Origin of the sequence: Curtobacterium sp. PhB137, from assembly GCF_003814955.1 — a bacterium.
Lineage (GTDB): Bacteria > Actinomycetota > Actinomycetes > Actinomycetales > Microbacteriaceae > Curtobacterium.
This window is the reverse complement of sequence record NZ_RKQO01000009.1, coordinates 1-25,467: the sequence shown is the minus strand read 5'-3', so window position 1 is coordinate 25,467 and position 25,467 is coordinate 1. Positions and strand designations below refer to the sequence as shown.

The following is a 25,467-nucleotide window of genomic DNA, read 5'->3' as shown; positions in this document are numbered from 1 at the left end:
GGAGGCCCGGTGCGGGTCAGGCGGCCGCGTCCGGTCGCGCGGTGCGCGCCCAGAACCAGGCCCCGATCGCGCCCGCCACGCAGGCCGCGCCGACCGCGCCGAGCAGCACCGGCGACGCGTGGGTCCCCGCGGGACCCGAGTAGACCGCGGCGGTGAGCGCGACCGCGACGACCGCCAGTGCCACGTACCGTGTACGCGAGGCCATCAGGACCGCACTGCCGGCGGAACCCGCGAACGGCAGCAGCGTCGCGACGACGGCACCGACCCCGCCGACGCACAGGGTGATGGCGAACTCCGACGTCAACGCGGACCAGAAGCCCCCGCCCGCGGTCAGGCTGTGGAGCACCCACCCCGCGGTCGCGAGCCCGAGCAGCGCGACCGTCCGCCAGGTCGCGCTCCGGGCACCGGCGGCGATCCCGGAGCCCAGGCGCAGCGCGGCGGTGTCCAGGTCGGGGCGTCCCGACGGCACGAGCACCACCCCGACGATCAGGGCGGGGGAGAGGTCCGCGGCCCGCGTGATCCCGCACGCCACGAGCGCCGCGAGCACCAGCCACGGGGACACCCGGAAGCCCACCGCACGGTGGTCGGGCCCGGCCGCCCACCGGGTCACGAGCACCACGGCCGCCGTGAGCACCGCGGTGCCGAGCAGCACGGCGATGGCGAGGCGGACGTAGCGGGCCTCGAGCGAGACGCCCACCCCGAGCAGCGTGCACAGGGCGGCGACGGCCACCGCGACCGTGATCGACACCCACGTCGGCAGCACGTCGTCGGACCCGGAGCGGTCCGAGCGCGAGCGGTTCCGCCCGAGCAGTCCGGCGAAGGGCGAGCGGATGCGCCCGCGGGCAGCGGCGGCGACGAGCGCGAGGGGTGCGGCGATCAGCAGGAGGAACCCCGCGGCGACGGCCGTGGCGATCAGGACGGTCCGCCACGAGAACGCGGCCTGGATCGTCGGCACGGTGCGGTCGTAGGCGGTGGCAGCGGTCCAGTCGCCCGCGGGGCCCGACCAGTCGCTGTGGCCGCCGGAGCCTGCGGCCCCGGGGGTGCTCGTGCCGGTCGGGTCGGTGCCGTCACCGGGCGCTGCCACCGATCCGGGGCCGTCGTCGCCGGTGCCGCCTGCGTTCCCGGTTCCGGTGCCGGCCGGGGTCCCCGCGTCGCCGGGGGTCTGGCCGTCACCCGGTGCGGTCGTGGTGCCGGTGGTGCCGGTTCCGGCTCCGGTGCCGTTGCCGGTGCCGGTGGTGCCGGTGGTGCCGGTGCCGTTGGTCGGTGCGTCCCCGCCGGTGCCGGAGGTGCCGGGGGTGCCGTTCGGGGTGCCCGAGGTCGACCACACCGTGACCTGCACGGCAGCGGACGATCGCGAGTAGTTGCCGGCGGCGTCGTGCTGCGTCGCGGTGAGGTCGTGTCCGCCGGCCCGCAGCTGCGAACCCGCGGTGGAGCAGGACCAGGAACCGTTCGCAGCGACCTCGGCCCGGCAGACGGGTGCGCGGTCGACGTAGACGGTCACGTCGGCACCGGGTTCGCCGGTACCGCGGACGACCGTGGCACGCGAACCGACGCGGTCGCCGTCGTCGGGTGCGGTGATCCGCGGGGCTGCCGGTGCTGTGCGGTCGACCGTGATCCGCACCGGGGCCGAGGACGCGCTGCGCAGGTCGGAGCGGTAACCGCGGGCCGTGCTGGCGGTCTGCGAGGCGGTCACGGTGACGGTCGCGTCGGACCGCAGCGCGAGCGAGGTCACCCACCGACCGTCCGGGCCGACCGGGGCGGTCTGCTGCGTCGACGATCCGGAGACCGACAGCACCACGGTGGAACCGGGGAAGCCCGTGCCGGAGAGCGCGCCGCTGGTCGGGTGGTCGGACGCGATGGTCGGCGGGACGATGACGTCGGAGGCCGGGGCACTCGCGGGCGGCTGGCTCGGCGCGGTGACGTCCCGCACCGTGAAGACCTGCTGCGGACCCGACCGCACCGTACCGAGGCACGACCACGAACCGTTCGCCTGCACCTGGGCCGAGCACCCGGCCGAACCGGTCGACGCGGGGCCCGCGACGCGGACGACGTGCGCCGGGGTCCCGGTGCCGTGGAACCGGGCGGTGCTGCTCGTCACGTCCCCCGGGTCGGCGATGGTCGGTGCGACGGGCGGTCGCCCGGTGGACGCCGGCGGAGGCGTGGGGGTGCCGGGGCGACCGCTGCTCGGCGGGCCCACGAGTTCGCCCGGTGCGGGGGTCGCGGTGCTCGCGGCGCTGACGCGTTCGGTGGTCGCCTGTTCGTGGGCCGCCGTGCCGGCGAACGCGGGGGCGGCCGCCGCCGCCAACAGCGCCGCGGCGAGGACGGCCGTGGCCGAGGCGAGCGCGACGAACCGGGTACGACGACGAGGGCCGTCGCCCCCGACGGCCCGGTCGTCCACGTTGTCCCCTCGCGTGCTCACCGGCTCCATCCCACGTGATCCGGGCCGTCGGGTCAATACACCTCGCGGATGATGTCCCGCATCCGGTCGTGTTCGCCCCGCAGCCCGAACGCCCGGTGTGCGTGACTCGGGAATCGCCCGTGAACCCTGGCGGTCGACGCGAGCACTGCGGACGCGTCGGTAGACTTCACGACGGCCGTTCAGGCCACGCAGCACCGCGGATCCGAACGCGAGAAGGAGCACCCACGCATGGACACCGGACTCGTCACGACGCTGATCGTCGTCGGAGTGGTGGTGGTGATCCTGGTCATCATCGGGATCTACCTCTGGGTGACGTACAACTCGCTCGTCACGCTCAAGGTCCGTGTGGACGAGGCCTGGAGCGACATCTCGGTGCAGCTCAAGCGGCGCGCCGACCTCATCCCGACCATCGTCGACACGGTCAAGGGGTACGCCACCCACGAGAAGGCCGTCTTCGACGACGTCACCAAGGCGCGCTCCGAGACCCTGACGGCCGGTGACGCCGGCACGGCCTCCGCGGCCGAGGGACACATGCAGAAGGCGCTGAAGAGCGTGTTCGCGGTCGCCGAGGGGTACCCGCAGCTGCAGTCGAGCCAGAACTTCCTGCAGTTGCAGACCGAGCTCGTCGACACCGAGGACAAGATCCAGTCCGCCCGGCGCTTCTACAACGGCGGCGTGCGCGAGCTGAACACGAAGATCCGGGTCTTCCCGAACTCCACGTTCGCCAAGCGACGGGGCTTCGCCGAGGCGACGTTCTTCGAGACCGCCGAGCCGGCAGCCATCGCCGAGCCGCCGCGCGTCCAGTTCTGACCCCAGCCTCGCAGCTGCCGTGTACAGCGCCATCGCGCGGAACAAGCGCAACACCGTCGTCATCGTCCTGGTCTTCCTGCTGATCATCGGCGCGCTCGGGTTCCTGGGCGGCTACCTGGCGGGGAACGTCTCGATCGGCGTCATCGTGCTCGCCGTCGCCCTGGGCTACGCGGTGCTGCAGTACTTCTTCGCTGCTCGGCAGGCGACCGCCATCGCCGGCGGCATCGAGATCGACCGCACCTCCGAACCGCGGCTCTGGCGGACGGTCGAGAACCTCGCGATCTCGACCGGCATGCCGATGCCCCGGGTCTACGTCATCCAGGACCCGTCGCCGAACGCCTTCGCCACCGGGCGCGACCCGGAGCACGCCGTGGTCGCGGCGACGACCGGGCTGCTCCAGATCATGGACGACCAGGAGCTCCAGGGTGTGATGGCCCACGAACTCGGGCACGTCCGCAACTACGACATCCGGGTCTCGACGATGGTGTTCGGGCTGGTGGTCGCCGTCGGCCTGATCGCCGACGTGCTCCTGCGCATCTCGATCTTCAGCGGCCTGTCCGGCGGCCGGAACCGCAACTCGGACAACGGCGGTGGCGCGAACCCGGTGCTGCTCATCGCCGGCATCGTGGCCGTCGTCGTGGCGCCGATCGCCGCGGCGGGCGTGCAGGCCGCGGTGTCCCGGCAGCGCGAGTACCTCGCCGACGCCACCGGTGCGATGACGACCCGTCACCCCGAGGGCCTCGCCCGGGCGCTCGAGAAGCTCGGCGCGTACGGCCGACCGATGCAGACGCAGAACTCGTCGATGGCCCACCTGTGGATCGCCGACCCGATGCGCCCCGGCGTGATGGACCGGCTGTTCTCGACGCACCCGCCGCTGCCGGACCGCATCGCACGCCTGCGGGCGAACGCCGACCGCTTCTGAGCCCGGTCAGGCCTCGACGGCGTCGAGATGCTCCGTGGGTTCGGGGGCATCGGCGTCGTCGACGGCTTCGTGCGGGACCAGCGGGAGGCCGAGCGCCCCGGCGACCGCGGCCGCAGCCGTGCCCCGATCCGTGACCTCGACCTCGTCGAGTCCCTGCCAGGCGGCGGTGCGTCGGAGGGTCTCGGCCAGCCGCTCGGCATCGAGGTGCTCGCCGGGCTCCTGCCACGCGGTCCGGACCCGCAGCACGCCACGCTGCCGGTCGCTCTTCAGGTCGACCCGGCCGACGAGGCGGTCGTCCTGCAGCACGGGCAGCACGTAGTACCCGAACACCCGCTTCGGCGCCGGTGTGTAGATCTCGATCCGGTAGTGGAACCCGTACATCCGCTCGGCCCGTCGGCGGAACCACACGACCGGGTCGAACGGGCTGAGCACCGCGTCGGCGGTCAGCTGCCGGGGCACCCGGGCATCGCGGTGGAGCCAGGCCCGCTCACCCCAGCCTTCGACCCGCACGGGCAGGAGCTCGCCGGCAGCGGTGAGCTCCGCGATGGCGCCGGCGGTGTCGTCCGACCGCAGTCGGTAGTAGTCGGCGATGTCCGCTCGGGTGCCGACGCCGAGGGCGCGGGTGGCGTGCCGGACGAGTTCGAGCACTGCGGCAGCGCGCGGCGGTGCCGTCTCGAGGAACCCGGCCGGCAGGACCTGCTCGGGCAGGGCGTAGACGCGCTCGAAGCCCGACCGCCCGGCGCTCACGGCCTCGCCCCAGCGGAACATCTGCTCGAGCCCGAGTTTCACGTCGCTCCAGCCCCACCACGGCCCACGGCGCACGTTCGACTCGTGCTCGACCGCGCTGGCTCGCATCGGCCCCTCGGCACGCAGGAGCGCGTGCAGCTCGCGTCGGACCCCGGCGGTGCGGGTGACGCCGTCGATCCTGGTCGGACCGGCGTCGCGCTCCCGCAGGGCGTCCATCCGCCAGCGGAACAGCCGCAGGTCGTCGCGCGGGATGAGGGCTGCCTCGTGCGCCCAGTACTCGGTGTAGGGCCCGGACCGGCCGAGGGTCAGTCGGTCGAGCGTGGACCGGTCGTACGCCCCCAGCCGTGCGAAGAGCGGCAGGTAGTGGCTGCGCTCGAACACGTTCACCGAGTCGATCTGCAGCAGCCCGAGCCGGGCGAACGCAGCGTTCACCGCACGCGTCGAGACGTCCGTCGCCGGTGGCCGACCGAACCCCTGCGCGGCGAGGGCGACGCGGCGGGCTTCGGCGGCGGAGAGCGAGGACCTGACCATGCGGCGACGCTACCGAACCCCGCCGACAGCGCGGCGTCCGAACGTATGCCGTATCTGGAACGCGAGGGCGTCTGGATCGCTAGGATCGGCCCATGGCCTGGGGAAAGAAGACACCGCACACGGATCCCGTCGTCGTCGATGACGCGGTGCCGCCCGGCATGCGGATCGCCGGTGCGTGGTCGTGGCGGATCCTCGTCGTGGTCGGCGTCGTCGCGGTGGTCATCTACCTGGTCACGCTGTTCAGCGAGATCCTCATCCCGTTCCTCATCGGCATCGTCGTCGCCGCGCTCCTGGTCCCGCTGTCGAACTGGATGCAGCGCCACCACGTGCCGAAGTGGCTCGCGGTCATCGTCAGCCTGGTCGGTGGGCTCGCCGCCGTCGGGGCGCTCATCTGGCTCGTCGTCGACCAGATCGCCGCCGCCTACCCGTCGCTCCGCGACCGCACCCTGTCGCAGTACGACAACATCCGCGACTTCGTGCTCAGCTCCGGGCTCGGGATCAGCCAGAAGGACCTGAACTCCTACCTCAACCAGGCGACCGACTGGCTGCAGAGCAACTCCGGCTCGATCCTGTCCGGAGTCGCCAGCGCGGGGTCGTCCCTGACGCACATCCTCACCGGCCTGTTCATCGTCATCTTCACGGTGATCTTCCTGCTCATCGACGGCAAGAACGTCTGGCGCTGGACGGTCCGGCTCTTCCCGAAGAACGCCCGCAGCGCGATCGACGGCGCCGGGGTCGCCGGCTGGACGACGTTGACGAGCTTCATCCGGGTGCAGATCTTCGTCGCGTTCGTCGACGCCGTCGGCATCGGCCTCGGTGCGTTCTTCCTGCAGCTGCCGCTCGTCGTGCCGATCGCGGTCTTCGTGTTCCTCGGGTCGTTCATCCCGGTCGTCGGCGCGATCGTCACCGGGTTCCTGGCGGTGTTCGTCGCCCTGGTCTTCAACGGCCCGGTGGCGGCGGTCATCATGCTCGGCGTGATCCTGGTCGTGCAGCAGGTCGAGGGACACATCCTGCAGCCGCTCGTCATGGGCAGCGCCGTCAAGGTGCACCCGCTCGCCGTCGTCCTCGGGGTCACCGCGGCGTCGGGTCTCGCCGGCATCGCGGGCGCGTTCTTCGCCGTCCCGCTCATCGCCACCGTCAACTCCATGGTCACGACCATCTCGAGCGGTCGGTGGAAGACGATGGACTCCGACCACGTGCTCGAGGCCAAGCAGGACGCGCACGACGAGAACGTCCGGACCAAGCGCCGGCGCAAGGTCCTCAAGTTGCGCAAGCGCCGTGGCGACGTCCCGAAGCCGGGCACCGACGAGCAGCCGACCGCGGTCAAGGGGACGGCAGGCTGACGCTGAACGATCCCTCGTGTCACGGGTTCGCCGCGGACGCCCGGAACGACGATGATGGGGGAGTGACCGACACCAGCGCCTCCCAGCACACGCTCGCTGCGATCCCCACCCTCGCGGACATCGAGACGGCGCGGGAGACCATCTCGGGCGTCGCGCGCGTCACCCCGATGGAGACCTCGCAGTTCCTGGCCGAGGTGCTCGGTTCACCGGTGCACCTGAAGTGCGAGAACCTGCAGCGCACCGGTGCGTACAAGGTCCGCGGCGCGTACAACCGCCTGTCGACCCTGTCCGAGGAACAGCGCGCCAAGGGCGTCGTCGCGGCCAGCGCCGGCAACCACGCCCAGGGCGTCGCCCTCGCCGCCCGCGAGCTCGGCATCCCGGCGACGATCTTCACCCCGGTCGGTGTCGCGCTGCCGAAGCTGCAGGCCACCCGCCACTACGGCGCCGAGGTCGTCCTGCGTGGCCATTCGGTGGAGGAAGCCCTGAGCGCCGCCAAGGACTTCGCCGCGCACACCGGCGCGGTCTTCATCCCGCCGTTCGACCACCCCGCCGTCATCGCCGGCCAGGGAACGCTCGGCCTCGAGATCATCGACCAGGTGCCCGACGTGGACACCGTCGTCGTGCCGATCGGCGGCGGCGGGGTCATCTCCGGCATCGCCCTCGCGGTCAAGGGCATGGCCGAGCGGCTCGGACGACCGATCAAGGTCATCGGGGTGCAGGCCGAGAACGCTGCTGCGTACCCGTCGTCGATCCGCGCCGGCGAGCCCGTCACCATCACGACGACACCGACGATCGCCGACGGCATCGCGGTCGCCCGCCCCGGCGACCTGAACTTCCCGATCATCCGCGACCTGGTCGACGACATCGTCACGGTCTCCGACGACGACACTGCCCGCGCCCTGCTCGTGCTGCTCGAGCGTGCGAAGCTCGTGGTCGAGGCCGCCGGCGCCGTCGGTGTCGCCGCGATCATGTCCGGCGCGGTCCGCGACACCGGGCGCACCGTCGTGCTGTTGAGCGGCGGCAACATCGACCCGCTCATGATGGAGCGCGTGATCACCCGCGGTCTGGTCGCCGCGTCGCGTTACATCGGCATCCGCATCATGCTGCCGGACCGTCCCGGCCAGCTCGCCCGGGTCGCCCAGGTGATCTCGGACGCCGGCGCGAACGTGGTCGAGGTCCTGCACACCCGCCACGGACAGGGCCTGGTCATCAACGAAGTGGCCCTCGACCTGTCGATCGAGGCGCGTGGCCCCGAGCACGCGCAGGAGGTCATCCAGCGCCTGCACGAGGTCGGCTTCCGCCCGGAGCTCCTCGAGCACTAGCCCTGCGACGATCCACGAGTCGTTCGACGCGTGTCCTGTCGGATCCGTGGTGCGCCCCGGCGGGCGGGGCCGTGGAGGCGACCAGCGGACAGACGGGAGGCCCGCGGCGGTGTCGCCCCGGGCCTCCTGTCCGTCTGTGGTGCTGCCTACGGCTCGTAGCGCTCGATCTTGACGACCTCGACCGCGATCTCCTTGCCGTTCGGCGCCGTGTAGGTGGCCTTGTCACCGGCCTTGAGGCCGACGATCGCCGCGCCGACGGGGCTGACCGGGCTGTAGACCGTCAGGTCGGAGCCCTCGGCGACGATCTCGCGGCTGCCGACCAGGAACGTCGACTCGTCGCCTGCGATGACCGCGGTGACGACGGTGCCGGGCTCGACCGTGCCGTCGAAGACGGCTTCACTGACGGTCGCGTGCTTGAGGAGGTTCGTGAGGACGCGGATGCGCGCCTCGATCTTGCCCTGCTCGTCCTTGGCGGCGTGGTAGCCGCCGTTCTCCTTGAGGTCGCCCTCTTCGCGAGCGGCCTCGATGCGGCGCGCGATCTCGGCACGGCCCTCGCCGCTCAGCTCGTCGAGCTCCGCCTGGAGACGGTCGTGCGCCTCCTGGGTCAGCCAGGTGACCTGCGTGTCGTTGCTCATCTTCTGTCCCTTCGACCATGAAAAAACGAGACCGGCCGAGTGGTCGGTCTCGAGAGGCGAATCAGGACAGTCTAGGGAATCCAGCAGTCGTGGATCAAGCCGGTGACGCCACGGGTCGTGGTCGTCACCTCGGTGCTGACACTGCGGGTGCGCTGCTCGGACGGGGCGAGGGTGATCTCCTTCCAGCCCACGATCGAGTAGCTCTTGTCGAGGACCTGGACGGCGCACTTCGCCCGGACACCCGGGTCGACGGAGACCTGCGAGTGCACGACGGTGCTGTGCTGGGAGAGGACCTCGTACCCCACGACGTCGTCGGTCAGGCCGCGGTCGGACTGGTCGAGACCCGCCCAGATCACCCAGGCGGCGAAGACCACGACCACGGCGATGGCGGCGGTGATCGCGACGGCCTTGCTGCGGCGCGCGCGGGCCGGGGTGCGGCCGTAGCGGTCGTCGAGGGTGGCGGTGTGGTGCTGTTCGGACAGTTCGGGGCTCCCGGGGTGATTATCCTGATCCCAGGGTAGTTCACGCGTCGCTGTGCACTTCCCGTCCCCGCTCGTCCTCCGCTCGCCCACGCTCACCCACGTGAGGAAGTCCCGTGCCGTACCGCTTGCTGGCCGTCCACGCCCACCCCGACGACGAGTCGAGCAAGGGGGCGGCGACCGCGGCGAAGTACGTGGCCGAGGGGCACGAGGTGCTGGTCGTCTCCTGCACCGGGGGCGAGGCCGGCGACATCCTCAACGACCAGCTCGGCGAGCCCGCGACGAGCCGTGCGCACCGCGACATGGCCGGGTACCGCCGTGGTGAGATGGCCGCCGCGCAGGCAGCCCTCGGCATCGACCACCTGTGGCTCGGCTACCACGACTCCGGACTGCCCGACGCCGAGAAGGGCGAGACCGTCCGACCCGGCACGTTCTCGACCGTGCCGCTCGAGTACAGCACCGAGGCGCTCGTCCGGGTGATCCGCCGGTTCCGTCCGCACGTGCTCATCACCTACGACGAGAACGGCGGCTACCCGCACCCCGACCACATCCGCACGCACGAGGTGTCCGTCGCCGCGTGGGCAGCCGCGGCCGACCCCGCTGCGTACCCCGCGGCCGGCGAACCGTGGTCGATCGCGAAGCTCTACTACGAGCGCACGATGAACCCGCGCCGCTTCCGCACGATCTTCGAGGCGCTGCAGGACCGCGACCCGGACAGCCCCGCGATCGAGCAGCTGCGCGAGTGGGTGGAGCGGTTCGCCGACCGGCCCGACCTCGCGACCACGCACGTCGACGTGCACGAGTACTTCGACCAGCGCGACGCCGCGCTCCGTGCCCACGCCAGCCAGGTGGCACCGGACAGTGCGTTCTTCTACTGGCCGAACGACCTCCTGGCCACGGTGTGGCCGACCGAGGACTACCAGCTCGTGGAGGCCCGCGTGCCGACCGAGCTCCCGGAGACCGATCTGTTCGCCGGGATCCCTGCCGACAAGGAACCGACCCCGTGAGCTCCATCGCGGCGGCACTCGCCGCCACCCCCAGTCCCAGCCCCAGCGTCGTGCCGGACGTGAACGTCACCCCCGGTGTCGTCGGGTTCATCGCCATCGCGCTGGTGGCGATCGCGACGATCGTCCTGGTCGTGGACATGACCCGGCGCATCCGGCGGACGCGCTACCGGTCGGAGATCCGCGAGCGTCTCGAGGCGGAAGCGAACGGCACCGCGGTCGACGGTCCGGCGACGGACGAGTCGGAGCGGCGTGCGGCCGAGGACGGCCGAGCCGACGTCGGGGACGACACCGAGCGCGGTTGACCCGCTAGCGCCGGCCGGAACCGGGCGTACCTGGGCGGATCGGGCGTACCTGGTCGAAAGTTCCGGGTGAGTACGCCCGGAACGACCAGGCATCGCGCGCGTTCTGGGAAGGAACGTGCGACCGTCAGCGCACCGGGTCCAGGGCGACGATGAGCACGCCGACCCACTGCGCGCCGAAGGCCACGACCGTCAGGGCGTGGAACACCTCGTGGAAGCCGAACTGGGTGGGCACCGGGTTCGGCCGCTTGAAGCCGTAGACGAGCGCGCCGATGATGTACGCGACACCGCCGGACAGGATGAGCACGGTCATCGGGACGCTCGCCGCGAAGAACTGCGGCAGCAGCCCGAGCGCCGCGCAGCCGAGCACCAGGTAGATCGGCACGTACAGCCACCGGGGCGCGTTGATCCACAGCACCCGGAAGGCGATGCCGAGGGCGGCGCCGGACCACATCACCCAGAGCACGACCACCATCAGGGTGTGCGGCAGGGCGCAGATCGCGATCGGCGTGTAGGTGCCAGCGATGAGCAGCAGGATGTTCGTGTGGTCGATGCGCTTGAGCACCGCCTTGACGGTCGGCCCCCACGGGAACCGGTGGTACGTCGCGGAGACCCCGAACATGGCCAGCGACGTGGCCATGAACACCGCGCTGCCGACCTTCGCCGCGGTGCTGTCGGCCAGGGCGATGAGGACGATGCCCATCGCGATGGCGAACGGGAACGCGCCGAGGTGGATCCACCCGCGCCAGGCGGGGCGGGTGTCCTCCGTGGTCGTCGCGGCCTCTTCGGTGAACGGGACGTGGGGGAGGGTGGCGGTCTCGTGCTCGTCCTGCATGTGCCGACTGTAAGCCCCGTGCCCGAACGGATGCCACGAGTTCTGGGGGAGCCGCACTCGGGACGCTCCGACCGACGGTGCACTACGCTCGGTGCGTGACCGGCAGGGTGGGATGGGCAGGACGAGGGATCCTCTACCGCGCCTACCAGAGCCGCATCCGCCGCCAGATCGAGGGCAGCGCGAAGCCGAAGCACGTCGCCATGATCGTCGACGGCAACCGTCGGTGGGCGAAGCAGCTCGGGCTCGAGTCCGCCGCGCACGGCCACCGCGCCGGCGCCGCGAAGATCCCGGAGTTCCTGACCTGGTGCGACGAGCTCGGCATCGAGGTCGTGACGCTCTACCTGCTCTCCGCCGACAACCTGACCGGACGTGCCGGAGCGGAACTCAGCGAGCTCGTCGGCATCATCGGCGACCTGGCCGGGGTGCTCGCCGACACCACGGACTGGCGCGTGCAGCACGTCGGGTCGAACGAGGGCCTGCCCGACTCGCTCGTGTCCGCGCTCGCGCAGGCCGAGGAGCGCACCGCCGGCCGGACCGGACTCCACATCAACCTGGCCGTCGGGTACGGCGGGCGCCGCGAGATCGCCGACGCCATGCGCAGCATCGTGGAGTCGCACGGCGCGGGTGGCGGCACGATCGACACCCTGGCCGAGGTCCTTACGCCGGAGCTCATCGGCGACCACCTGTACACGCAGGGACAGCCCGACCCCGACCTGGTGATCCGGACCTCGGGCGAGCAGCGGCTGTCCGACTTCATGCTGTGGCAGAGCGCGCACAGCGAGTTCTACTTCGTCGAGGCGCTCTACCCCGACCTGCGCGAGGTCGACTTCCTGCGCGCTGTCCGCGACTTCGGGCTGCGGTCGCGACGCTTCGGCGGCTGACGCTTCCTCGCTACTGCGCGGATCGGCCTGGGTTCGCTGACGTTCAGTGATCCCAGTAGACTCACAGGGTTTTCGTCCCGCGGAAGGTTGCACCTGTGAACATCGACGAGTACGCCGCCGGCTTCTCCGAGGACCCCGGCTACCTCGACCACGCTGCGTTCGGCCCCGTGCAGACCGCCGTGCTCGAGGAGCAGCGCGTGCTCGGCACGATCCAGGCGCACATGCGCTTCGGCGCGATGGAGACCCTCGACGAGCAGGACGCCCGCGTCCGCACGGTCGCCGCCCGCTTGGTCGGTCGCCGCGAGGACCAGGTCGTCTCGCAGACCGCGACGACGCCCGGCCTGCTGCACACGGCCTTCGGCCTGACCGGCGGCGTGCTGGTGTCGGCCGACGAGTACCCCTCGCTGCCGCTCGCGCTGGCGAGTGCCGCCTCGGCGACCGGCGGCCGCGTCCAGCCCGTCGTCATCGAGTCCGGTGCCGGGTGGATGACGCCCTCGCTCGTCCAGGAGCGCCTGACCGACGACGTGACGGCCGTGGCGGTGTCGCTGGTCGACTGGCGAACCGGCTACCTGGCCGACCTCGCCGGCATCCGCGAGGTCATCGGCGACCGCCTGCTGATCCTCGACGCGATCCAGGGCTTCGGGGTCGTCGACGCCCCCTACGAGATCGCGGACGTCGTCGCGACCGGCGGCCAGAAGTGGCTGCACGCCGGCTGGGGCACGGGCTTCACCGCCTTCAGCGACCGCGCCCTGAACCGCCTGCGTCCGGCGCTGTCCGGCCCGCACGGCACCACCGGCTGGCCCGTGGACGTCCCCGCCGTGCACCCGGGTGCCGCCGGGTACCAGATGACGCGCATCGACCCCATCGCGCAGGCCCGCCTCGCGGTGTCGCTGGACCGGCTGACCGCCGTCGGTGTCGCCGCCGTGCAGGAGCGCGTCACCGAGCGCGTCGAGCGCGTGTTCGCGATCGCGGACGAGTTCGGGCTCGAGGTCGAGTCCAGCCGTGACCCGCGCGAGCGCGCCGGCATCGTCGTGCTGCGGCCGGCCGAGGGGCGCCTGACCGCGCTGTCCGCGGCGCTGCACAACCACGGCGTGACCGCGACGACGCGGCTCGGCGTCGCGCGGGTGTCGGTGTTCGCCTCGACGACGGACGAGACGCTCGACATGTTCCGGGACGCCTGCGTCTCGTACGCCACGCTGCAGTAGCGCGCGCCCGCCAGGCGGACGGGAGGCGCGGGGCGGCGCCGCCACGGGCCTCCCCTCTGTCGAGTGGTCGCGAACTGTCGGCTCGCGCGGTCGCAGCCGACAGTTGGTGACCACTCGACGCCGTCCGCGCGACGAGTCGCGACCAACGGGCGGCCTGGAGGCGCGGTGCCCGGCCGCCACGGGCCTCCTGTCGGCCACCCGCGAGCGGTCACGACGCACCGCGCACGTCCGCCGACTGGTCACCGTCTGTCGGACGGCACGGCCGCAGCCGACAGCTCGTGACCGGTCGACTGCCGGTGTCACGTTGTTCACGTGACCGTAACGCCGGAAACCGCGTGTCGCTGGCGGGGTGTCGGAGGGCGGACGTACGTTGTCCCCATCGGGCACCGCGCCCGATCGAAGCGGCCACAGTCGGTGCTTCGGGACCCGCTCCACGGCCGCGTTCGAGGACATGGACCGGGCTGCTCGCGGCCCGGGGATGGAGTGGTCGTGACCTCTCAGAACGTCTCTCGCGGAACCCAGCACCAGCCCACCGCGGACTCGTCCACGTCGGTCGCCCAGCGCACGTACGTGCTCGACACATCGGTACTCCTCAGCGATCCGCGGGCGTTGTTCCGCTTCGCCGAGCACGCGGTGGTCCTGCCCGTGGTGGTCGTCAGCGAACTCGAGTCGAAGCGCAACGACCCGGAGATCGGGTACTTCGCACGGCAGGCCCTGCGGCTGCTGGACGAGATGCGCATCGAACACGAACGGCTCGACTTCCCGATCGCGCTCGGTGACGGCGGTTCCTTCCGCGTCGAGCTGAACCACTCCAACCAGTCCGTCCTGCCGTCCGGGCTGCAGCTCGGCGACAACGACTCCCGCATCCTCGCCGTCGCCTCGAACCTGCAGAACGACGGGCTCGACGTGGTCGTCGTGTCGAAGGACCTGCCCCTGCGCGTCAAGGCGTCGTCGATCGGCATGGCGGCGGAGGAGTACCGCGCCGAGCTCGCGGTCGACTCCGGCTACACCGGCATCGCCGACCTGCAGGTGTCCGGCGAGCAGATGGCCGACCTGTACGAGAAGGAGGAGATCCGCTCCGTCCAGCTCGACGGCGTGCCGGTCAACACCGGTGTCGTCATCCACTCCGAGCGCGGTTCGGCCCTCGGTCGCGTGCACACCGCCGGTTCCGTCGCCCTGGTCCGTGGCGACCGCGAGGTCTTCGGGCTGCGCGGCCGGTCCGCCGAGCAGCGGCTCGCGATCGACGCCCTGCTCGACTCCGAGATCGGCATCGTGTCCCTGGGCGGCAGCGCCGGCACGGGCAAGTCAGCGTTGGCCCTGTGCGCCGGGCTCGAAGCAGTGCTCGAGCGGCAGCAGCACAAGAAGATCATGGTGTTCCGGCCGCTGTACGCCGTGGGTGGCCAGGACCTCGGGTTCCTGCCCGGTGACGCCGGCGAGAAGATGAACCCGTGGGCGCAGGCGGTCTACGACACCCTCGGGTCGGTGGTGTCCGACAACGTCCTCGACGAGGTGATCGAGCGCGGCTTGATCGAGGTGTTGCCCCTCACACACATCCGCGGTCGGTCCCTGCACGACGCGTTCGTGATCGTCGACGAGGCACAGTCGCTCGAACGGAACGTGCTGCTCACCATGCTCTCCCGCATCGGGCAGAACTCCCGCGTGGTGCTCACCCACGACGTCGCGCAGCGCGACAACCTGCGGGTCGGACGGCACGACGGCATCGCGAGCGTCATCGAGCGGCTCAAGGGCCACCCGCTGTTCGCCCACGTCACGCTGACCCGGTCGGAGCGCTCCGCGATCGCCGCCCTCGTGACGGACCTACTGGACTCGCCCGACCTGGTCTAGGTCCGTCGGCCGAGACTCGGCCTGAGCGACAGTTCTCGCGCGCACCGGCGCGAGAACTGTCGCTCACCGCGAGACTTGCCCGCGGCAGGAGCTCAGTTCGGGTGGGTCATGGACAGGACGTCCAGTGCCGCGTCGAGCTGCTCCTCGGTGACCTCGCCACGCTCGACGTGGCCGAGCGCCACGACGGCCTGGCGGACGGTGATGCCCTCGGCGACGGCGTACTTCGCGACCTTCGCCGCGGCCTCGTAGCCGATGACCCGGTTGAGCGGGGTGACGATCGACGGCGACGACTCGGCGAACGCCCGGGCCCGCTCGAGGTTCGCCTGCAGCCCGTCGATGGTCTTGTCGGCCAGCACCCGCGAGCTGTTCGCCAGCAGACGGATCGACTCGAGCAGCGCCGTCCCCATCACGGGGATCGCGACGTTGAGCTCGAACGCACCGGACGCACCCGCCCAGGCGATGGTGGCGTCGTTGCCGATGACCCGCGCGCCCACCATCAGGGTGGCCTCGGGGATCACCGGGTTGACCTTGCCGGGCATGATCGACGAGCCCGGCTGCAGGTCGGGGATGTGCAGTTCGCCGAGCCCGGTGTTCGGGCCCGACCCCATCCAGCGCAGGTCGTTGTTGATCTTCGTCAGGCTGACCGCGAGCACCTTGAGCGCCCCGGAGGCCTCGACCAGGGCGTCGCGCGCGCCCTGGGCCTCGAAGTGGTCGACGGCCTCGGTGATCGGCAGGTCGGTGTCGCTCGCGAGCTGGGCGATCACCCGCTGCGGGAAGCCCTTCGGGGTGTTGATGCCGGTGCCGACGGCGGTGCCGCCGAGCGGGACCTCGGCGACGCGGGGGAGCGTCGCGGTGACCCGCTCGATGCCCAGGCGGATCTGGCGTGCGTAGCCACCGAACTCCTGGCCGAGGGTGACCGGGGTGGCGTCCATCAGGTGCGTGCGGCCGGACTTCACGGCGTCGGCCCACAACGTGGCTTTGGCCTCGAGCGACTCGGCGAGGTGCTCGAGCGCCGGGACGAGCGAGCGCAGCAGGGCTTCGGTCACGGCGACGTGCACCGAGGTCGGGAACACGTCGTTCGACGACTGCGAGGCGTTGACGTGGTCGTTCGGGTGCACCGCGGTGCCGCCGATGTCCGACGCCAGCGTGGCCAGGACCTCGTTCATGTTCATGTTCGACGAGGTGCCGCTGCCGGTCTGGTACACGTCGACGGGGAACTGGTCGTGGTGCTGCCCACCGATGATCAGGTCCGCCGCGCCCGCGATGGCGTCGGCGACGGCGGGCTCGACGATGCCGAGCTCGCCGTTCACGATGGCCGCAGCGCGCTTGATGCGGGCGAGCGCCACGATCTGGGCCGACTCGAGCCCGGTGCCCGAGATGGGGAAGTTCTCGACCGCGCGCTGGGTCTGGGCGCGGTACAACGCCGACTTCGGCACCCGCACCTCGCCCATGGTGTCGTGCTCGATGCGGAACTCGGTCTCGGTGGTGTCGGTCACGTCGTCGTGGTCCTTCCTGGGGTGCTCGCCGGACGCGGTCGCGTCGGGGGACTGCGCCGGCGCACGAGGTCCCCGTGGGTCACGGAACCGGCGCCGGGCGTCTCGTTCGACTGTACCGGTGCGACGGATGTGGGACGTGCGGGTGCGGCGCCGAGGGGCCGTCAGGCGTTGCCGACCACCGTGTCGATCGTGACCTCGCCCGTGCCGAGGTCGTAGGTCGCGCCGACGACGGCCAGCCGGCCCTCGGCGATCGCGTCGGAGACGGCACCGGAACGCTCGAGCACCTGGCGGAGCGTGGCCTCGAGGTGGGTGGCGCCGATCGCTTCCTGCGGGAGCTCGGCGTCGGTGGCGCGGACCTTCTCGACGCTCGGGGCGATGGCGTCGACCAGGGCCTGCAGGTGCGGCGCGGGGACCGGCTCACCCGAGCGGGCGGCGGCGACGGCACCGCACCGGGTGTGGCGCAGGACGACGACGAGCGGGGTGCCGAGTGCGACGACCGCGAACTCGATCGACCCGAGCACGACGTCGTCGACGATCTGGCCGGCGTTGCGGATGGCGAAGAGGTCACCGATGCCCGCGTCGAACACGTGCTCGAACGGCACACGCGAGTCGGAGCAGCCGAGGACGGTCGCGAACGGCGCCTGCGACCCCTGGAGCTCGGTGCGGCGGTCGGGGTCCGTGCGGCCCATGCGGCGCTTGTCGGCGGCGAAGCGGGCGTTGCCGTCGACGAGCAGGCGCAGGGCGTCGGACGGGGTGGAGGCGGCGCGGTCGGGCATGGGGCTCCTCGGATCGGGTCGGATCAGGTCGAGTGGTCGGGCTGCGGGGTGTCCGGCAGGATTCGTCCGGCGGTCGCTACTGGGAGAACTGCTTGGTCACGGCCGTGGCCACGGTGCGGTACGACGAGTCGTCGGCGGTGCCGGAGAGCACGATCGTGTTGGTGCCGAACGTGGACACGAGCGAGTACGCGTGGTTGCCGGCGTCCGAGCCCTCGGCCCGTCGGTCGTACACGGTCCACTTCGTGCCGTCGATGACGCGGGTGCCGGTCGACGGTCGCTGGTCGAGCTGGTTCGACACCCACGAGCCGTTGGCGTCCACGCCCTGCTGCAGGCTGAGGTACTGCTTGTCCGGGGTGACGAACCCGACGGTCCAGACGTCGACGTCGTCCGGGGTCTTGTCGGAGAAGTCGGCCCGGTTCGACGTGAAGCCGCTCGGCAGGTCGGGGGCGGCGAGGGTGATGTCGCCGACGTGGGCATCGGCCGCGATCTGCTGGTAGTCGACGGTGCGGTCGACCGTGGTGTTCGGCCGCACGACCACGGCGACGAGGAACAGCACGATGCCGAGCGACGCGATGAGCGCGATCACGAGGTTGAATGCCGTCTGGTGCTGGCGGCGAGCGGTCCGCGCAGCGTCCTTGCGTGCCCAGGTCTCCTCTGCCGTCTCGGGTCGGCCGAGCTCGGCGACGATCGGACGACCGTTCGCGTCGGTCATCGGGCGGAGCCGTCCTCGGCGCTGCTGGCCGCGCGGGCCGCGTCGAGCCGGGCACGAGCGCCGACGAGCCACTCTTCGCAGCGGGCGGCCAGGGCCTCGCCGCGCTCCCAGAGCGACAGCGAGCGCTCGAGGGTCGCGGAGCCCTGTTCGAGCTCGCTCACGACGCGCACGAGTTCGTCGCGGGCTGCTTCGTAGCTCAGCGACTGGACGTCGGTCTGCTCGGGTTCCTGCTGGGATGGCACGACTCGATCCTACCGAGGGTCCACCGACTGACCGACGTGCCCGCTGCGCCTGGGGAGAACACCGGCCGGTAGGGTCGCGCCATGACAGATCTCCCCGAGGGCGTGGACTGGTACCCGGCACCGGACGGACCGAGCGCTGAGCGCGACGGGCTGCCGGGCCGTCCCTCGCTCGCGGTCGTCCTGCCCGGGGGTGGGTACGGCATGCACGCCCCGCACGAGGGGGAGGGGTACGCCCGCTGGCTGAACGGGATCGGCATCGACGCGGTCGTGTTCGCGTACCCGCTCGCCCCGCACCGCCACCCGGACGCCGTGGTGGCGACCCGAGCGCTCGTCCGTGACCTGCGTGCCGGACGCTGGGCGGGCCTCCCGTCCGATCCGCGGATCGTCGTGATCGGTTCGTCGGCAGGCGGGCACCTGGCGGCCCTCGTGTCGAACGCACCGACGCCGGCCGAGCGCGCCGTGTCGGACGTCGACGACCGACCCGACCTGACGGTGCTCTGCTACCCGGTGACGTCGATGACGGACCACCCGCACGTCGGCAGCGCCGACAACCTGCTCGGACCGGGCGCGAGCGTCCGCGAGCGGTCCGCGGTGGACGCGGACCTGCTCGTCGACGACCGGACCCCGCCGACCTTCCTGTGGCACACGGCCGAGGACGAGCACGTGCCGGTGACGCACTCGCTGTCCTACGCACACGCGCTGGCGCGGCACGGGGTGCCGTTCGACCTGCACGTGTTCGAGCGCGGGGTGCACGGCATCGGGCTCGCCGCGGGCCTCGGGCCGGCCGAGGCGTGGAGCACGCTGGCGACGACCTGGCTGCGCGACCGTGGCTGGTGACCAGGCCGTCGGCAATCCCGACGCGTCAGGCGTCCGGACCCGAGCTGGTCGAACCTGACCCGTCCTGACCCGACCCGGCCGAGCCCGACCCGTCCGGACCCGGCCCGTCCGGCTCGAGCGTTCCGGTCGCCGTCCCCGCGCCGAGCGTGACGTGCACCGGCGTCTGCCCGGTGAGGTCGTCGGACGACCGCACCACGCCGCCGTCGGCCCGCTGCACGATCGCGTAGCCGCGGCGCAGCGTGTCGCGCGGCGACAGCGCGCGGAGCCTGGCGGTCAGGTGCCCGACCTCCGAGTGGCCCCGCTCGAGCCGACGGTCGAGCAGCTCCCGCGACCGGGACAGGTCACGGGCCACTTCCTCCGCACGGGTGTCGACGAGCCACGCCGTCGACGCGAGCGCCGGGCGTGACCGGAGGGCGGCGATCCGGTCGGCCTCGACCGCGAGCGTCTGCGACAACCGCAGGCCGATGCGGGCGCGGGCCTGCCGGACGTTCGCGAGCTCCTCCGCGACGTCGGGCACGACGCGCTTGGCGGCGTCGGTCGGGGTCGAGGCGCGGAGGTCCGCGACCTCGTCGAGGATGGGACGGTCGGCCTCGTGCCCGATGGCCGACACGATCGGTGTGCTCGCCGCTGCTGCTGCGCGGACGAGTCCTTCGTCGCTGAAGCCGAGCAGGTTCTGGAAGTCGCCGCCACCACGGGCGATGATGATGACGTCGACCGTCGGGTCGGCATCGAGGTCGAGGATCGCCGCCGTGACCTCGCCCACGGTCCGCTCGCCCTGCACGGCGGTGTGGACGGTGCGGAACTCGACCTGTGGCCACCGGAGCTGCGCGTTGCGCTTGACGTCCTTCTCGGCGTCGGAGTCCTTACCGGTGATCAGGCCGATGCGGTGCGGCAGGAACGGCAGGCGCTTCTTGCGTGCGGGGTCGAACAGCCCCTCTTCGCCGAGGGTGCGGCGCAGGCGTTCGAGTCGTTCGAGCAGGTCACCGAGGCCGACGTGCTTCATCTCGACGACCTGCATGGTCAGCGAGCCGCCCTTGACCCAGTAGTTCGGCTTGACCGCTGCGACGACCCGGTCGCCCTGCTTGATGTCCGCCGGCACCCGGGACCGCACGCTCGACCAGATCGAGAACGACACCGTCGCATCGACCTCGACGTCCTTGAGCTTGCCGTACACGTTGCCGCCGGAGACGTTCCACTGCGTGATCTCGCCCTCGATCCACGCGGTGCCGAGCCGGTCGATCCAGTCGCGGAGCTTCGCGCCGAGGAGCGCGACCGGCCACGGGTTGTCGGCCGTCGGCGGGCCTTGTTCGATCGCCATGTCGCTCCTTCTCGTGCTGGACGTCCATCGTGCCCGACACCGGTGACAGCGGGCGAGCGGCGGGTTCTCCACCGACGGCGCTCGCGCCCAGGTCGCGTGCGTCCCGCTCACCTATCATCGGGGACGTGACGATCACCAACGGCCACACGGTCCCGCTCGCCCCACCGCGTGTGCACGCGGCGCGTGGGCGACTGCGTGACGAGCCGGTCGCCGGTCCGAAGAAGGTGCTGCTCGCGGCACCCCGTGGCTACTGCGCCGGGGTCGACCGGGCGGTGGTGGCGGTCGAGAAGGCGCTCGAGCAGTACGGCGAGCCCGTCTACGTCCGCAAGCAGATCGTCCACAACGTCCACGTCGTGTCGACCCTCGAGCAGCGCGGTGCGGTGTTCGTCGACGACGTCGCCGAGGTCCCGCGCGGTTCGCACGTCGTCTTCAGCGCCCACGGCGTCTCACCCGCCGTCGTGGCCGGTGCCGCCGACCGCGACTTGCATGCCATCGACGCCACCTGCCCCCTGGTCACCAAGGTCCACCGCGAGGCCACCCGGTTCGCCAAGGCCGAGCGGACCATCATCCTGATCGGGCACACCGGCCACGAAGAGGTCGAGGGCACGATGGGCCACGCCCCCGACCGCACGATCCTGGTCAACGGCCCGGACGACGTCGCCGCGCTCGACGTCCCCGATCCCGACAACCTCGTCTGGTTGTCGCAGACCACGCTGAGCGTGGACGAGACGATGGAGACCGTCCGCCTGCTGCGCGAGAAGTACCCGACCATCCAGGATCCGCCGTCCGACGACATCTGCTACGCCACCCAGAACCGCCAGGTCGCGATCAAGAAGGTCGCCCCGGGCACCGACCTGGTGATCGTCGTCGGCTCCGCGAACTCGTCGAACAGCGTCCGTCTGGTCGAGGTCGCCCTGGAGCACGGGGCGAAGGCCGCGCACCGCGTCGACTACGCGGAGGAGATCCGCCAGGAGTGGCTCGACGGCGTCGCCACCGTCGGCGTCACGAGCGGCGCGTCTGTCCCCGAAGAGCTCGTCGCCGAGGTCCTCGAACAACTCGCCGACGCCGGGTACGGCGCCGTGGAAGAAGTCGTGACCGCACACGAAGACCTGATGTTCTCGCTCCCCAAGGAGCTCCGCACCGACGCGTCGGGCAACCCGACGCGCGCGCTCGGCGGGCGTCGGGCATGAGCGGCGCGGACGGCTGGGGCTCGGTGCCGCAGCGCGAGCCGGGTCACGTCGACGACACGGCGGCAGCCGGCCAGGAGGCCCGGGGCACGTCCCCGACGACGGCCGCCGGTGCCGTCAGCGGCCGGGTCCACGGCCGGCCCGCCCCCGCGTACGGCGAGTACGCGCCCGAGGGATGGGTCAACCCGGTCCTGGTCGAACAGGAACGTCAGGAGCGCGAGCAGCAGGAGCGCGACCGCCGCCAGCAGGCGGCGAGCCAGGCCGGGCAGGACGGCGCGACCGCGTACCGGTCCGGTGCCGGTGCGCCGACCGGTACCGTGCCTCCAGGCCGACCCGGCGCAGCCGGCGACCCGACCACGGGCGGGTCGCAGCGGTCCGCGTCGACGAGCCGGTTCGGCCGCACGCCCGCCGACTTCGTCCTGACGGTCGGGCTGCTCGCCTTCGGACTCATCTCCGTGGTGCAGTCCCTCGCGGTGACCAACGTCGCGTCGACGGTGCGTCGGACCCTCGAGACGCAGTACACGGCGCTGAACGACCCGAGTGCACTGAGCGGTGCCGCGATCATCGGGGCGATCACGAACGTCGTGGTCTTCGCGCTCGTGGCGTGGTGGTCGATCCGCCGGCTCCGGGCACGCAAGCGCACGTTCTGGGTGCCGATCGTCGGCGCGGTCGTGGCCACGTTCGTGAGCACCATCGCGTTCGTCGTCGTGGTGTTCCAGGACCCGCAGTTCGTCGAGTTCATGATGCGCCAGACCGGCGCCTGACCGCCTGACCGCCTGACCGCCGGGCTGCTCGCGGCGCCGGCATCCGCGCGTCGAGTGGTCGCAACACGCCGCACGCCCGCCGTCGAGCGGTCACGAAGTGTCGTCCGGCGCCGGGGCCCCCGACAGTTCGTGACCACTCGGTCCTGCGCGCGCGGGGAGTCGCGACCACCCCGCCCCGCGGACGCCGGGCGGGGCTCAGCCTGCCAGGAACGCCGCGACGGCGCCGTGGAGTGACGCCAGGTCCTCGACGTGCACGAGCTCGCGGATCGAGTGCATCGACAGCAGCCCGACGCCGATGTCGATCGTCGGGATCCCGAGCCGGGTCGCCGCGATCGGGCCGATGGTCGAGCCACCGGGGATCGTGTTGACGTTGACGAACGGCTGCCACGGCACGCCGGCGGTCTCGCACGCGGCGGTCCAGACGGCCTCGCCCTTGGCCTCGGTCATGTAGCGCTGGTTCGCGCTGATCTTCAGCAGCGGACCGGCGCCGGGGCGCGGACGGTTCGTCGGGTCGTGCTTCTCCGGCTGGTTCGGGTGCACCAGGTGCCCGGCGTCGCTCGACAGCAGCCACGAGGCGCGGAACGCCCGAGCGGCCTCGGAGCGGGTGGCGCCGAGACCCTCCTGCACGCGGCCGAGGACGTCCTCGAGGAACGGGCCACCGGCACCGGACGGGGTCGAGGAGCCGATCTCCTCGTGGTCGAACGCCGCGAACACGGGGATGTGGTCACCGTCGGCCGGAGCGTCCACGATGCCGCGGAGTCCGGCGTGCACGCTCGTCAGGTTGTCCATCCGGCCCGACGCCAGGAACTCGCGCTCGATGCCGATGCGGGCGGGGGCCTGGGTGTCGGCGAGGAAGAGGTCCCACGACACGGCATCGTCTCCGAGGCGAGCGCGCAACCACTCCACGACCGAGGTCCCTCCGGCGTCGCCGTCCACCCCGACGATCGGCAGCGTGTGGCGTTGGCGGTCGATCTCCTTGCCGTCGTTCACCCCGCGGTCGAGGTGGATCGCGAGGTTCGGGATGCGGGCGACCGCGTCGGTGCTGACGAGCCGCACGCTGCCGTCGGCGTCGACGACCCGGCCGGCGATGCGCAGGTCGCGGTCGAACCACGTCGACAGGAGCGCGCCGCCGTAGACCTCGACGTTCAGCTGCTCCCACCCGCCGGTGCGGACTCCGGGGTTCGGCTTGATCCGGAACCCGGGGGAGTCGGTGTGTGCGCCGAGGATCCGGAACGGGGTCGTCGCCGGTGCACCCTCCGGCAGGCGCCACGCGATGACCGCACCGTCGCGGACCACGACGTACGCGCCGGGTTCGGTCGGCCAGGCGTCGAGCTCGGACAGCTCGGTGAACCCGGCTGCGACGAGGCGGTCGCGGGCGGCCGCTGCCGCGTGGAACGCGGTGGGCGACTCGGTGACGAACTGGGCGAACTCGGAGGCGATGGCGTCGACGGTCACCTGCCCATCGTGGCATGCGGTGGAGTCGACCGGACGCAGAACGGGGCACGTCCGTCGGACGCGCCCCGTTCCTCCTGGCAGTTGCTCCCGGTGTCAGCCCTTGGTGTGACCGGCGGAGCCGAGCACCTTCGCGGCCTCGCCCACGCGAGCCGCCATGGCGGACTCGGCGACCTTGCCCCAGGCGCGGGGGTCGTACTGCTTCTTGTTGCCGACCTCGCCGTCGATCTTCAGGACACCCTCGTAGTTCCGGAACATCGAGTCGGCGATCGAGCGCGTGAACGCGTACTGCGTGTCCGTGTCGATGTTCATCTTGATGACGCCGTTGCGGACGGCCTCGTGGATCTCGTCGTCGGTCGAGCCGGAGCCGCCGTGGAAGACGAGGTCGAGGGGGTTCTCGCCGGTGCCGTGCTTGGCCGCGACCGAGGCCTGGATCTCGCCGAGGAGCTCGGGGCGGAGCTTGACGTTGCCCGGCTTGTAGACGCCGTGCACGTTGCCGAAGGTGAGCGCGGCGATCCAGCGACCCTTGTCGCCCAGGCCGAGCGCGTCGACGACCTTCTCGACGTCGTTCGGGGTCGTGTACAGGGCGTCGTTCGTGCCCTCGTGCTCGACGCCGTCCTCTTCGCCGCCGACGACACCGATCTCGACCTCGAGGATCGCGTTGATGTTCCGCGTCTTCTCGAGCATGGTCTTCGCGATCTCGATGTTCTCGTCGAGCGGCACGGCCGAGCCGTCCCACATGTGCGACTGGAAGATCGGGTTGCGCCCGGCGCGGACCTCTTCCTCGCTCGCTGCGATGAGCGGCAGGACGAAGCCGTCGAGGGCGTCCTTCGGGCAGTGGTCGGTGTGCAGCGCGACCGTGATGTCGTAGTTCTTCGCGACCTCGTGGGCGAACTTCGCCATCGCGAGGGCACCGGCGGCACGGTTCTTGATCGTCTGGCCGGCGAAGTAGTCGGCACCGCCCGTCGTGACCTGGAGGATGCCGTCCGAGCCGGACTCCTGCAGGCCCTGGAGGACCGCGTTGATGGTCTGCGACGAGGACACGTTGACCGCGGGGTACGCGAACTTGCCCGCCTTCGCGCGTTCGATCATCTCGGCGTACTGTTCCGGCGTTGCGATGGGCACGTGGATCTCCTTCGACTTCGGTGATGTCCCCGCCGATCGTAGTCAGAAGCTCTGGAGGCGCGGTGCGGGTTACGCGGTCGGCTCGCGTCCGCCGTGCACATGCGTGCACGGGCCCGGTGTCCGGACCGCCGGTCGGCCGCCGGTCGGTAGGCTCGGGTCGTGACTCCCTCTACGGAAACCGGCTCCCTGTTCCTCCAGCCCGACCGCAACCTGGCCCTCGAGCTCGTGCGTGCGACGGAGGCCGCCGCGATCCGTGCGCAGCCGTGGGTCGGACGTGG

Annotated in this window: 24 protein-coding genes and 1 pseudogene; 13 read left to right on the top strand and 12 right to left on the bottom strand. The window is 71.7% G+C overall.

Translation table 11 applies throughout. The features are described 5' to 3' along the window. Positions 1-16: 16 nt before the first annotated feature. The gene (locus EDF28_RS16420; RefSeq protein ID WP_123939039.1) at positions 17-2,419 is read right to left on the bottom strand and encodes an Ig-like domain-containing protein; all 2,403 of its coding nucleotides are present in this window, start codon (positions 2,417-2,419) and stop codon (positions 17-19) included. A 228-nt stretch (positions 2,420-2,647) separates the two neighbouring features. Here EDF28_RS16420 and EDF28_RS16415 point away from each other — a divergent pair, with 228 nt between their 5' ends. Together EDF28_RS16415 and EDF28_RS16410 are read left to right on the top strand one after the other, a co-directional pair. After that, positions 2,648-3,229 (top strand): LemA family protein, encoded by a 582-nt coding sequence (locus EDF28_RS16415; RefSeq protein WP_111084820.1) that lies wholly within the window; start codon positions 2,648-2,650, stop codon positions 3,227-3,229. Positions 3,230-3,248: 19 nt separating this feature from the next. Next, positions 3,249-4,151: a M48 family metalloprotease gene (locus EDF28_RS16410; RefSeq protein WP_111084819.1), complete on the top strand. Its 903-nt coding sequence runs from the start codon at positions 3,249-3,251 to the stop codon at positions 4,149-4,151. Between the two features lie 6 nt (positions 4,152-4,157). On the opposite strand, the gene EDF28_RS16405 is transcribed toward EDF28_RS16410, so the two are convergent. Next, positions 4,158-5,429, bottom strand: coding sequence for a winged helix-turn-helix domain-containing protein (locus EDF28_RS16405; protein ID WP_123939038.1), 1,272 nt, complete (start codon positions 5,427-5,429; stop codon positions 4,158-4,160). Between the two features lie 92 nt (positions 5,430-5,521). Here EDF28_RS16405 and EDF28_RS16400 point away from each other — a divergent pair, with 92 nt between their 5' ends. Further along, a complete protein-coding gene (locus EDF28_RS16400; RefSeq protein WP_123294741.1) occupies positions 5,522-6,772 on the top strand; it encodes an AI-2E family transporter in 1,251 nt (416 codons plus the stop codon). 62 nt (positions 6,773-6,834) lie between these two features. Next, positions 6,835-8,094: a threonine ammonia-lyase gene (gene ilvA, locus EDF28_RS16395; RefSeq protein ID WP_123340649.1), complete on the top strand. Its 1,260-nt coding sequence runs from the start codon at positions 6,835-6,837 to the stop codon at positions 8,092-8,094. A gap of 146 nt (positions 8,095-8,240) precedes the next feature. On the opposite strand, the gene greA is transcribed toward ilvA, so the two are convergent. Together greA and EDF28_RS16385 are read right to left on the bottom strand one after the other, a co-directional pair. Beyond that, the gene (gene greA, locus EDF28_RS16390) at positions 8,241-8,729 is read right to left on the bottom strand and encodes a transcription elongation factor GreA (RefSeq protein WP_111084815.1); all 489 of its coding nucleotides are present in this window, start codon (positions 8,727-8,729) and stop codon (positions 8,241-8,243) included. Between the two features lie 71 nt (positions 8,730-8,800). Further along, positions 8,801-9,301, bottom strand: coding sequence for a DUF4307 domain-containing protein (locus tag EDF28_RS16385; RefSeq protein WP_165918729.1), 501 nt, complete (start codon positions 9,299-9,301; stop codon positions 8,801-8,803). Positions 9,302-9,324: 23 nt separating this feature from the next. On the opposite strand from EDF28_RS16385, the gene mca reads away from it, so the two are divergent. Together mca and EDF28_RS16375 are read left to right on the top strand one after the other, a co-directional pair. After that, positions 9,325-10,215, top strand: a complete 891-nt coding sequence (mca, locus tag EDF28_RS16380; RefSeq protein WP_123939037.1) for a mycothiol conjugate amidase Mca — start codon at positions 9,325-9,327, stop codon at positions 10,213-10,215. Beyond that, positions 10,212-10,517 carry a hypothetical protein gene (locus EDF28_RS16375; RefSeq protein WP_123294745.1) on the top strand — a complete coding sequence of 102 codons (306 nt, stop codon included), beginning with the start codon at positions 10,212-10,214 and terminating at the stop codon, positions 10,515-10,517. The genes mca and EDF28_RS16375 overlap by 4 nt, the downstream gene beginning before the upstream one ends. A 124-nt stretch (positions 10,518-10,641) precedes the next feature. On the opposite strand, the gene EDF28_RS16370 is transcribed toward EDF28_RS16375, so the two are convergent. Next, on the bottom strand, positions 10,642-11,349 hold the full coding sequence (locus EDF28_RS16370; protein ID WP_123294746.1) for a hemolysin III family protein: 708 nt from the start codon (positions 11,347-11,349) through the stop codon (positions 10,642-10,644). A 95-nt stretch (positions 11,350-11,444) separates the two neighbouring features. Between EDF28_RS16370 and EDF28_RS16365 the strand changes: the two genes are divergently transcribed. The 3 genes from EDF28_RS16365 (at position 11,445) to EDF28_RS16355 (ending at position 15,280) form a co-directional block, all read left to right on the top strand. Continuing rightward, the gene (locus tag EDF28_RS16365; RefSeq protein WP_173170760.1) at positions 11,445-12,230 is read left to right on the top strand and encodes an isoprenyl transferase; all 786 of its coding nucleotides are present in this window, start codon (positions 11,445-11,447) and stop codon (positions 12,228-12,230) included. A 95-nt stretch (positions 12,231-12,325) separates the two neighbouring features. After that, entirely contained in the window at positions 12,326-13,435 is a 1,110-nt protein-coding gene (locus tag EDF28_RS16360) for an aminotransferase class V-fold PLP-dependent enzyme (RefSeq protein WP_123939036.1), read from the top strand. A gap of 483 nt (positions 13,436-13,918) precedes the next feature. Then, positions 13,919-15,280, top strand: coding sequence for a PhoH family protein (locus EDF28_RS16355; RefSeq protein ID WP_185021053.1), 1,362 nt, complete (start codon positions 13,919-13,921; stop codon positions 15,278-15,280). 92 nt (positions 15,281-15,372) lie between these two features. Here the strand turns inward: EDF28_RS16355 and EDF28_RS16350 are convergent, their stop codons facing one another. The 4 genes from EDF28_RS16350 to EDF28_RS16335 form a co-directional block, all read right to left on the bottom strand. Then, positions 15,373-16,776 (bottom strand): aspartate ammonia-lyase, encoded by a 1,404-nt coding sequence (locus tag EDF28_RS16350; protein WP_123294166.1) that lies wholly within the window; start codon positions 16,774-16,776, stop codon positions 15,373-15,375. A 161-nt stretch (positions 16,777-16,937) separates the two neighbouring features. After that, a complete protein-coding gene (locus tag EDF28_RS16345; RefSeq protein WP_123939035.1) occupies positions 16,938-17,552 on the bottom strand; it encodes a carbonic anhydrase in 615 nt (204 codons plus the stop codon). A gap of 76 nt (positions 17,553-17,628) precedes the next feature. Further along, entirely contained in the window at positions 17,629-18,264 is a 636-nt protein-coding gene (locus tag EDF28_RS16340; protein WP_123939034.1) for a DUF4245 domain-containing protein, read from the bottom strand. Then, the gene (locus tag EDF28_RS16335) at positions 18,261-18,506 is read right to left on the bottom strand and encodes an exodeoxyribonuclease VII small subunit (RefSeq protein ID WP_111084805.1); all 246 of its coding nucleotides are present in this window, start codon (positions 18,504-18,506) and stop codon (positions 18,261-18,263) included. Before EDF28_RS16335 ends, EDF28_RS16340 begins: the two co-directional genes overlap by 4 nt. A gap of 81 nt (positions 18,507-18,587) precedes the next feature. On the opposite strand from EDF28_RS16335, the gene EDF28_RS16330 reads away from it, so the two are divergent. Then, positions 18,588-19,343: an alpha/beta hydrolase gene (locus EDF28_RS16330; protein ID WP_123939033.1), complete on the top strand. Its 756-nt coding sequence runs from the start codon at positions 18,588-18,590 to the stop codon at positions 19,341-19,343. A 25-nt stretch (positions 19,344-19,368) separates the two neighbouring features. Here EDF28_RS16330 and xseA read toward each other — a convergent pair whose 3' ends face one another. Then, complete coding sequence (xseA, locus tag EDF28_RS16325; RefSeq protein WP_123939032.1) at positions 19,369-20,661, bottom strand: exodeoxyribonuclease VII large subunit; 1,293 nt, start codon at positions 20,659-20,661, stop codon at positions 19,369-19,371. A 125-nt stretch (positions 20,662-20,786) separates the two neighbouring features. Between xseA and EDF28_RS16320 the strand changes: the two genes are divergently transcribed. Both EDF28_RS16320 and EDF28_RS16315 read left to right on the top strand, forming a co-directional pair. Next, positions 20,787-21,851, top strand: a complete 1,065-nt coding sequence (locus EDF28_RS16320) for a 4-hydroxy-3-methylbut-2-enyl diphosphate reductase (protein WP_395873674.1) — start codon at positions 20,787-20,789, stop codon at positions 21,849-21,851. After that, the gene (locus EDF28_RS16315) at positions 21,848-22,612 is read left to right on the top strand and encodes a DUF6264 family protein (RefSeq protein WP_123939031.1); all 765 of its coding nucleotides are present in this window, start codon (positions 21,848-21,850) and stop codon (positions 22,610-22,612) included. Before EDF28_RS16320 ends, EDF28_RS16315 begins: the two co-directional genes overlap by 4 nt. 195 nt (positions 22,613-22,807) lie before the next feature. Here EDF28_RS16315 and EDF28_RS16310 read toward each other — a convergent pair whose 3' ends face one another. Together EDF28_RS16310 and fbaA are read right to left on the bottom strand one after the other, a co-directional pair. After that, a complete protein-coding gene (locus EDF28_RS16310; RefSeq protein WP_123939030.1) occupies positions 22,808-24,067 on the bottom strand; it encodes a M18 family aminopeptidase in 1,260 nt (419 codons plus the stop codon). A 93-nt stretch (positions 24,068-24,160) separates the two neighbouring features. Next, entirely contained in the window at positions 24,161-25,189 is a 1,029-nt protein-coding gene (gene fbaA, locus EDF28_RS16305) for a class II fructose-bisphosphate aldolase (protein ID WP_123294161.1), read from the bottom strand. Positions 25,190-25,348: 159 nt separating this feature from the next. Here fbaA and glpX point away from each other — a divergent pair. Next, positions 25,349-25,467: pseudogene (gene glpX / locus EDF28_RS19615) on the top strand (fructose-bisphosphatase class II); the annotation flags it as partial.

Bases quoted from the DNA above. Each gene is read 5' to 3' on its own strand.
- EDF28_RS16415 (WP_111084820.1), top strand. From the start codon at position 2,648: ATGGACACCGGACTCGTCACGACGCTGATCGTCGTCGGAGTGGTGGTG.
- EDF28_RS16405 (WP_123939038.1), bottom strand. From the start codon at position 5,429: ATGGTCAGGTCCTCGCTCTCCGCCGCCGAAGCCCGCCGCGTCGCCCTC.
- EDF28_RS16400 (WP_123294741.1), top strand. From the start codon at position 5,522: ATGGCCTGGGGAAAGAAGACACCGCACACGGATCCCGTCGTCGTCGAT.
- greA (WP_111084815.1), bottom strand. From the start codon at position 8,729: ATGAGCAACGACACGCAGGTCACCTGGCTGACCCAGGAGGCGCACGAC.
- EDF28_RS16370 (WP_123294746.1), bottom strand. From the start codon at position 11,349: ATGCAGGACGAGCACGAGACCGCCACCCTCCCCCACGTCCCGTTCACC.
- EDF28_RS16345 (WP_123939035.1), bottom strand. From the start codon at position 17,552: ATGCCCGACCGCGCCGCCTCCACCCCGTCCGACGCCCTGCGCCTGCTC.
- EDF28_RS16340 (WP_123939034.1), bottom strand. From the start codon at position 18,264: ATGACCGACGCGAACGGTCGTCCGATCGTCGCCGAGCTCGGCCGACCC.
- EDF28_RS16330 (WP_123939033.1), top strand. From the start codon at position 18,588: ATGACAGATCTCCCCGAGGGCGTGGACTGGTACCCGGCACCGGACGGA.
- xseA (WP_123939032.1), bottom strand. From the start codon at position 20,661: ATGGCGATCGAACAAGGCCCGCCGACGGCCGACAACCCGTGGCCGGTC.
- EDF28_RS16315 (WP_123939031.1), top strand. From the start codon at position 21,848: ATGAGCGGCGCGGACGGCTGGGGCTCGGTGCCGCAGCGCGAGCCGGGT.